The 1,215-nt window shown below is 66.6% G+C and carries 1 protein-coding gene; it reads right to left on the bottom strand.

The features are described 5' to 3' along the window. The coding region (locus tag JI739_RS24285; RefSeq protein ID WP_236590038.1) for a phosphopantetheine-binding protein at nucleotides 1-1,049 on the bottom strand (1,049 nt) is incomplete at its 3' end. Between the last annotated feature and the right edge of the window lie 166 nt (nucleotides 1,050-1,215).

The following is a 1,215-nucleotide window of genomic DNA, read 5'->3' as shown; positions in this document are numbered from 1 at the left end:
GCCAGCACATCACCCAGCGTGTTCAGCGCAGCCAGCTGCGAAGGCGCCACCTCGGGCAAGCCGGGCATGCGTTCACGGAAGGCCGAGAGGATCTCCACGCGCTTGATCGAATCGATGCCCAAGCCAGCTTCCAACTCGAGCGACAGGTCCAGCATGTCGGTCGGGTAGCCGGTTTTTTCGGAGACAACGGCCAGGAGGGTGGTGCGCAGGGCTTCGCTGGACCCAGTCGTCTGCCCTGCAGCCGCCCCCTCCGTTCGCCCTGAGCTTGCCTGTCCTGAGCTTTGTCGAAGGGTCGAAGGGTTCGCGAAGGCTTCGACGAGCTCAGCCCGAACGGAGGGGGTGGGCGCGCATTGAACCACCTCACTTCGAACGGAGGGGTTCGAGTCGGCGAGCTGCGAAGCCGCGGCCGCAGGCGCCGCCCCCTGCATGAACGCCAGCACATCACCCAGCGTGTTCAGCGCAGCCAGCTGCGAAGGCGCCACCTCGGGCAAGCCGGGCATGCGTTCGCGGAAGGCCGAGAGGATCTCCACGCGCTTGATCGAGTCGATGCCCAGCCCCGACTCGAGTTCGAGCGACAGGTCGAGCATGTCGGTGGGGTAGCCGGTTTTCTCGGAGACAACGGCCAGGAGGGTGGTGCGCAGGGCTTCGCTGGACCCAGCCCCCTCCGTTCGCCCTGAGCCTGCCCCCTCCGTTTGCCCTGAGCCCGCCCCCTCCGTTCGCCCTGAGCTTGTCGAAGGGTTCGCGAAGGCTTCGACGAGCCTGTCCTGAGCTTGGTCGAAGGGCTCAGCCCGAACGGAGGGGGTGGGCGCGCATTGAACCACCTCACTTCGAACGGAGGGGTTCGAGTCGGCGAGCTGCGAAGCCGCGGCCGCAGGCGCCGCCCCCTGCATGAACGCCAGCACATCACCCAGCGTGTTCAGCGCAGCCAGCTGCGAAGGCGCCACCTCGGGCAAGCCGGGCATGCGTTCACGGAAGGCCGAGAGGATCTCCACGCGCTTGATCGAATCGATGCCCAAGCCAGCTTCCAACTCGAGCGACAGGTCCAGCATGTCGGTCGGGTAGCCGGTTTTTTCGGAGACAACGGCCAGGAGGGTGGTGCGCAGGGCTTCGCTGGACCCAGTCGTCTGCCCTGCAGCCGCCCCCTCCGTTCGCCCTGAGCTTGCCTGTCCTGAGCTTTGTCGAAGGGTCGAAGGGTTCGCGAAGGCTTCGACGAGC

The organism is Ramlibacter aurantiacus, from assembly GCF_016722895.1.
Classification (GTDB): Bacteria; Pseudomonadota; Gammaproteobacteria; order Burkholderiales; family Burkholderiaceae_C; genus Ramlibacter; species Ramlibacter aurantiacus.
Note: the sequence above shows the minus strand (reverse complement) of the source record. Positions and strands in the feature narration are given on the sequence as shown.